The following is a 7,152-nucleotide window of genomic DNA, read 5'->3' as shown; positions in this document are numbered from 1 at the left end:
CGTCATGCTCGGCAAGCTCCGGCCCGAGTTCTTCCCGCGCGTCTTCGGCCCCGGCCAGGACGAGGCGCTCGACGACGCGGTCGTCCGCGCGAAGTTCGCCGAGATCGCCGAGGCCGAGGGCAAGACGCCGGAGGAGGTGGCCGAGGGCTTCCTAACCATCGCCGTCGAGAACATGGCGAACGCGATCAAGAAGATCTCGGTCCAGCGCGGCTATGACGTGACGAAGTACCTCCTCAACGCCTTCGGCGGCGCGGCGGGGCAGCACGCCTGCCTCGTGGCCGACGCGCTGGGCATGGAGGCGGTGCTGATCCATCCGCTTTCGGGGTTGCTCTCGGCCTACGGGATCGGGCGGGCCACCGTCTCGGCCAGCCGCCAGCAGGCGCTGGTGAAGACGCTGGGCGAGGAGAGTGCGGAGGATGTCGCACGCCTTCGGGCCGAGCTCGCCCGCGCCGTCGAGGCGGAGCTGCGCGAGCAGGGCGTGGACGTGGCGGCGGCCGCCTCCGTGACGCGCCTCCACCTGCGCTACGCGGGCACCGACACGGCGCTGCCGGTGACCTGGGACGGCGACGCGCAGGCCGCCCGCGCCGAGTTCGAGGCCGCCCACAAGCCGCAGTTCGGCTTCGTCTCGCCCGACAAGCCCGTGACCGTCGAAGCCGTCGAGGTCGAGACGACCGAAGCCGCGCGCGAGAAAGGCGAGGGCGCCGTGGTCGAGGCCGCGTCCCGCGATGCCGCCACCGACCGCCGCGTGCCGGTCTTCTCGGGTGGCAGGAACGTCGAGGCCGCCGTCTACCCGCGCGAGGCGCTGTCGCCGGGCGACCGGGTCCGCGGCCCCGCGCTCATCATCGAAGCCAACCAGACCGTGGTGGTCGAGCCCGGCTGGACGGCCGAACTGACCCCCCGCGATGACATCCTGATGCGCCGCCACGAGAAGATGGCCCGCACCTCCGCCGCCGGGACGACCGAGGCCGACCCGATCCTGCTCGAGGTCTTCAACAACCTCTTCATGAACATCGCCGAACAGATGGGCGTGGCACTCCAGAACACGGCGCATTCGGTCAACATCAAGGAACGGCTCGACTTTTCCTGCGCCGTCTTCGACCGGACGGGTGCGCTGGTGGCGAACGCGCCGCACATGCCCGTGCATCTGGGCTCCATGGACCGCAGCGTCGAGACGGTGATCCGCCTCAACGAGGGCAACATCCGCCCCGGCGACGTCTTCGCGCTGAACGCGCCCTACAACGGCGGCACGCACCTGCCCGACATCACCGTTGTCTCGCCCGTCTTCGACGATGACGGAGCGACGATCCTCTTCTGGGTCGCCTCACGCGGGCACCATGCGGACGTGGGCGGGACGGCGCCGGGCTCGATGACGCCGCTGGCGAAGACCGTGGACGAGGAGGGGGTGCTCTTCGACAACTTCGTCATCGTCGAGCGCGGCACCTTCCGGGAGGAAGCGCTGCGCCACCTTCTCACCGATCATCCATACCCCGCGCGCAACCCCGACCAGAACATCGCCGACCTCAAGGCGCAGATCGCCGCGAACGAGCGCGGCGCGGCCGAACTCCGCCGCATGGTCACGGAGTTCGGGCTCGAGACCGTCGAGGCCTACATGGGCCACGTGCAGGACAACGCGGCCGAGGAAGTCGCGCGCCTACTCGGGCGGCTGGAGGACAGCGAATACGAGTATCCGACCGACACGGGCCAGGTGATCCGCGTGAAGATCACCGTGGACCGGGAGGCGCGGCAGGCGACGGTCGACTTCACCGGGACTTCGGATGCCACCGACAACAACTTCAACGCGCCCGAACCCGTGACTCGGGCGGCGGTTCTCTACTGCTTCCGCGTGATGGTCGAGGCGCCGATCCCGATGAATGCCGGGTGCCTGCGCCCGATCCGCATCGTGATCCCCGAGGGGTCCATGCTGAAGCCCGCCTATCCGCGCGCGGTCGTCGCGGGCAACGTGGAGACCTCGCAGCACGTCACCAACGCGATCTTCGGCGCGCTGGGCACGCTCTCGAACAGCCAGGGGACGATGAACAACCTGACCTTCGGGAACGACACCTACCAGTATTACGAGACGATCTGTTCCGGCTCGCCCGCGGGTGTGATGAACTCCGGCCGGGGCTTCGCGGGCACATCGGGCGTGCACGTCCACATGACGAACTCGCGCCTCACGGACCCCGAGGTGCTGGAGATGCGCTTCCCCGTGATGCTGGAGCATTTCGGCCTCCGCCGCGGCTCGGGCGGCACGGGTCGGTTCGCCGCGGGCGACGGGACGCAGCGGCGCCTGCGCTTCCTCGAGCGGATGGACTGCGCGATCCTTTCCTCGCACCGCAAGGCGCCGCCGCGCGGCATCGCGGGCGGCGGCGACGGCGAGGTAGGGCGGACCGAGGTGCGCCGCAAGGACGGAACGGTGCAGGTCCTGAACGCCTGCGACCAGACGGTGCTGGACCCGGGCGAGACGATCACGGTGGTGACGCCCACGGCGGGGGGCTACGGCGCGGCCTGAGCCCTCAGTCTTCCATGTCGTCGGCCATCTGCGGCGGTTTCGGCGCAGCCTCCAGTTCGGAGAGGCGGCGCTTCAGGAACGCGCCCGTGTCGCGGTAATGCTGCTCGAGAAGAGCGCAGGCGCGTTCGGCGTCCCGCGCCCGGGCGGCCTCGGACAGGGCCCTGTGCTCCCCGTCGACGAGGCGCCCCGGATAGGCCGCCTGCATCGCCACGTTGCGGTAGCGCAGCGCGAGGTCGTGAAGCTGGGTGCAGAAGCCGAAGAGATAGCGCGACGGGCAGGCCGCCACGAGCGCGAGGTGGAACTCGCGATGCGCCGCCTCCCACGAGGACTGGTCGTTGCGGCGGTCGAATGCCGACAGCGCCTGCTCCGCCTGTCCGATGCGTTCCTCCCAGCGCGCGTCGCCATGCCGGATCGCCTCGGCGAGCGCGAGCGCCTCCACCTGGCAGCGCGTCTCCAGCAGCATGTCGAAATCCGACACGCTGATGACCGGCGTCCGGAATCCGCGCTGGTCGTGGCGCTCGACGATCTGTTCGGACGACAGGATGCTCAGCGCCTCGCGCACGGGGCTCGCGCCGATGTTCAGTTGCCGCCGCAGGCCGTCGATGTGAATCCGCGTGCCCGGCCGCAATTCGCCCGACAGAACCATTTCGCGGATCCGGTGCAGCGCAAGCGACGTGAGTGAGCGATATGCTTCCAACGGCTTCCCCCAGCCCAGAGCCTAACGCGGCAGATACCATTCAAGACAGTGGCATTGGCAGTCATTCCGAATTTCTATCTAACGATAAAATATTCCAATGCAACCGCTTGGCTTTGCTCTTGCTCCCGGTGCCGAAATCGCGGGCATTCCCGGTCGATCAGGCGCAATGCGCAGGCAAAGCACTCACATTCGGAATTGTGGACGACGCAACCCGAATTGTAACGGAAGCGGACGCGAAAAGCGATTCGATCCATATTCCCGTCATGGTCGCGGGCCTCCGGACACTTGCAAGGCGCAGAACCTGCGCTCCCCGTTCCGGGGTGGACAGCCCGTGGGCGCGTCACGCACCATGGCCGGGCAGACACATGCCCGGGGGTGCGCCATGCAGGAAAACGACATCCGCAAGATCCAGACGCAGGGCGTGCATCACATCACGCTGATCGGCGCCGACCGTCAGACCTCGATCGATTTCTGGGAGGGCGTGCTGGGCATGCCGTTCGTCTTCGACCAGCCGAATCTGGACGATCCGGGGCAGGGGCATCTCTATTTCGATCCCGGTGACGGGCGGCTCATCACGATCTTCACGAGCGAGGACCGCAAGCCCGACGCGACCCCCGTGCCGGAGGCGACGGGCTCGCTCCATCACCTCGCGCTGAACGTGAGCCAGGCGACGTTCTGGCAGGTGGCCCGGCGCCTCGACGCGCGCGGCGTGAAGCATTCGGGGCCGGTGGACCGCGGTTTCATGGATTCGATCTATTTCCGCGATCCCCTCGGATTGCGGATCGAGCTCGCCTCCTACCGGTTCGAGCCGCCGGAGGGTTGCCGCCACGCCGACGTGATGATCGAGGCGCACCGGATCCGCGTGTCCCGCGGCGACACCCACATCGAGCGCGAGCATCTGGCGGACGCCATCGAGCATCTCGTGGAGCGGCGGCAATCCTCGCTGTCGGCCGACCGGGGCGCGCGCAACCCCTACTGACGCCGCGCGATCGCGGTCAGGCGCACGCCACTCTCGGGCCGGGAGGGGATGCGGTCGAGCCGCGCGGACAGGTTCTGACCCGGCGCCTCCCAGTCGAGATCGCGGGTCAGGACGCGCAACGCGGCCTCCATCAGCGCGAGCGTCACCTTCTCGCCGGGGCAGCGGTGCGTCGTCTCCACGGCGCCGCCGCCCTGCGGAACGAAACGGTGATCCTGCCGTGCCCAGTCGAGGTCCCGGTCGGGCCGGAAGGCGTGCGGATCGGGGAAGAGGCGGGGATCGTGGAGCGTTCCCCAGAGATCGGCGAGCACCCAGTCGCCGGGGGCGAGGCCGAGCCCCTCGAAGTTCTGCGGTTTCGTCACCCGCGCGGCGGTGAAGGGGAAGAAGGGCGAGATGCGCCGCACCTCCTCGCAGAAGCCGCGAAGCGCGGCCGCGTCGGCCAGGCGGGCGCGCCAGCGCGGCTCGCGCACAAGGACGGCGGTCGCGAAGGCGATGTAGCGTCCGACCGCCACGATGGGCCGCAGCAGGTTCAGAAGCTCGACCACCACGCTCGCGTCGTCGAGCTGCGTGCCGTCGGCATTCCGCGCGCGCAGAAGCTCGCCGAGCGGGCTGTCGCCGTCCGCGCCCTCGGCCCGCGTGCGCTGCACCTCCTCCGTAAGGCACGTCTCCATCTGCCTGCGCCGCGCGAGCGCCGTCGCCGTCGCCGGCCCGAAGCTGCCCGCGTCCGCGCTCATCCGGTAGAGCGCGCGGCGGAAGCCCGGGTTGTCGGCGAAACGCTCCGGCAGCCCGGCCCAGCGGCAGGCGATCCGGGCGAGGCTGTCGCTCGCCGACCGCAGGACCTCCGTGTGCCCCCGCGCGAGGAGCCGCGCGCGCCAGTCGTCGGAGAAGTCGGCGGCAAGCGTCCGGTCGGCGTGCGAGGTCACGAGGAGGCGCACGAAGACGGCCTTCCGCACCCTGTGCGCCTCGCCCTCGAGCTGCTGCACGCTGCCCTCGTCCTGGAGCAGGTGCAACACCGAGGAGGGCATCGCTCCCACCCGCGTCAGGCCCTCCGTCCCGTAGAGGAGCCGCATCGCCGCCTCCCCGCGCAGGCAGATCGCGCGCCGGAGCATGATCCGCGTCAGGAACCCGTCGCGGCCGAGCCGCTCGCAACGGTTCGAGATGAAGGCGTAGCCCTCCCGCAGGAGCGAGAGTGTGGCGTCCGGGCTCGTGTCGCGGGGCAGGTTCGCGAGCATTGCGCGCGGCATTTCCGAACGGACGTGGTGCGTGGGCATCGGCGGGCTCCGGGGCTTGCCACCCGGAAACCTCCACGCGTGCCGCCGGTTCCCGCGCCTCAGGCGGCCGCCGCGGCCTTCCGCCGGCAGTAGCAGGAGGCGTGGATCGGCACCGTCGCGCGCGCCGCCGCCCGGTCGAGCTGGAGCCTGATGTGCCGCGCCTCGGTCATCTCGCCCCGCCGCACGAGGCATTCGTGCAGGCCGTGCAGGCTCCAGACGTTGCCGGGGTGCTGGCAGGGCCGCGCGAGCGTGCCGTCGAGGCCGAGATCGGCGCGGTAGACCGCCTCCGCCTCCTCGAAGCGCCCCGCCTCCATCAGCAGCGCGCCGAGCGCGTGGCGCGAGGGCTGCATCCAGCCCCAGGGCTCGTCGTAGAGGAGGTCGTCGTCGAGCTCGACCGAACGGCGGAGATGTCCGAGCCCCTCCTCGATCCTGCCTGCCTTGAAGGCGATCTCGCCCTCCATCATCGCCTCGCCGACCTCCAGCACGTCGAGCGCGGTGTTGTTGAACACCATCCAGTCGTCGGGCAGGCGGGCGCGCGCGGCGATGGCCTCCTCCCGCTCGGCCAGCGCCTCCTCGTGCCGCCCGAGATTGGCCAGCGCGATGGCGCGCGCCTGGCGCATGGCGCAGGTCGTGTAGCGGTAGAGGTCGGGGTCGGCGGGCAGGGGCGCCTCGAGGATCTCGCGCCACATGCCGAAGCGGACCTGGACGTGGACCTTCTTGCCGTGGAACGCCTCGAAGAGCTCGGGCAGGTAGGCCGTCACGTCGTCGGGCAGCATCTCGATCAGCCGGTCGGAGGCGGCGAGCGCCACCTCCGGCTGGCCGAGGAACATGGCGCCGTAGGCCTCGAAATGGACGTTGTGGATGCGGTAGACGGTGTAGAAGTTCTTGGCCCCCTTCAGGTCCTCGTACTTCCGGTCGATCTCGGCCGCGCGGTGGTTGCGCGACACGACGTTCTGGTAGTCGCCGCAGAGCACGTCGATATGCGTCGCCATGTGGATCAGGTGCCCGCTGTCGGGCACGAGGTCGGTCAGCCGGTCGCCGTGGCGCAGCGCCTTCTCGGGCGTGGGCGACATCTCCATCAGGTGGATGTACATGTGCAGGCAGCCGGGATGATCCCAGGCCGCCGGAATCGTGTCGAAGGCGCGCTCGAGCGCCGCCTGCGCCTCGAGGGTCGAGGCGCCTGCGCGCGGCCCCCCGGTCTTCAGGTCCCACAGAAGCCAGGGCGTCCGGTTCATCAGCGCCTCGGCGAAGACCGTGATCACGTCGAGGTCGTTCGGGTGCGCGGCGTGGACCTTGCGCATCGCATCCGAGAAGGCGTCGTTCCACGGCGCGAAGTCCTCGATCGCCGGATCGGTCGGGTAGCGGTCGGCGAGCGCGTCGATCAGGTCGTTCTCGACCGGGCTGAGGACATCGCGGAGGCCCTTGGCGGTGGCCAGCGCGGCATGGGCGCGGGCGAGCGTCTCCTCACGCTCCGCGGGCGTGAAGAACTCCCACGGCTTGTTGTAGTTGGGCCCGACCGCGTAGGCGAGGCCCCAGAGCGCGGCTCCGCAGGCGGGATCGGCGGCGATGGCCTCCTCGAAGGCCTCGGCGGCGGCCTCGTGGTTGTAGCCGTAGATCCAGATCAGCCCCCGGTCGAAGGCGCGCTGGGCGGCGTCGGAGGCGGTCGTGACGGGGCGGGAGTAGCGCCCGAGATCGAAGT

Annotated in this window: 5 protein-coding genes; 2 read left to right on the top strand and 3 right to left on the bottom strand. The window is 70.0% G+C overall.

The features are described from left to right. The coding region (locus ACTS11_RS18550; protein WP_442641769.1) for a hydantoinase B/oxoprolinase family protein at positions 1-2,509 on the top strand (2,509 nt) is incomplete at its 5' end. 4 nt (positions 2,510-2,513) lie between these two features. Here ACTS11_RS18550 and ACTS11_RS18545 read toward each other — a convergent pair. Continuing rightward, positions 2,514-3,206 (bottom strand): GntR family transcriptional regulator, encoded by a 693-nt coding sequence (locus ACTS11_RS18545; RefSeq protein WP_442641768.1) that lies wholly within the window; start codon positions 3,204-3,206, stop codon positions 2,514-2,516. Positions 3,207-3,603: 397 nt separating this feature from the next. Between ACTS11_RS18545 and ACTS11_RS18540 the strand changes: the two genes are divergently transcribed. Beyond that, positions 3,604-4,185, top strand: a complete 582-nt coding sequence (locus ACTS11_RS18540) for a VOC family protein (protein ID WP_442641770.1) — start codon at positions 3,604-3,606, stop codon at positions 4,183-4,185. Here the strand turns inward: ACTS11_RS18540 and ACTS11_RS18535 are convergent. Together ACTS11_RS18535 and ACTS11_RS18530 are read right to left on the bottom strand one after the other, a co-directional pair. Continuing rightward, positions 4,179-5,453, bottom strand: a complete 1,275-nt coding sequence (locus tag ACTS11_RS18535; RefSeq protein WP_442641767.1) for a cytochrome P450 — start codon at positions 5,451-5,453, stop codon at positions 4,179-4,181. The two genes, ACTS11_RS18540 and ACTS11_RS18535, sit on opposite strands and share 7 nt — an antisense overlap. Positions 5,454-5,512: 59 nt before the next feature. Further along, a partial coding sequence (locus ACTS11_RS18530) for a hypothetical protein (protein ID WP_442641766.1) occupies positions 5,513-7,152 on the bottom strand: 1,640 nt, incomplete at its 5' end.

It is taken from the genome of Roseicyclus sp. (assembly GCF_052168335.1).
GTDB lineage: Bacteria > Pseudomonadota > Alphaproteobacteria > Rhodobacterales > Rhodobacteraceae > Roseibacterium.
Note: the sequence above shows the minus strand (reverse complement) of the source record. Positions and strands in the feature narration are given on the sequence as shown.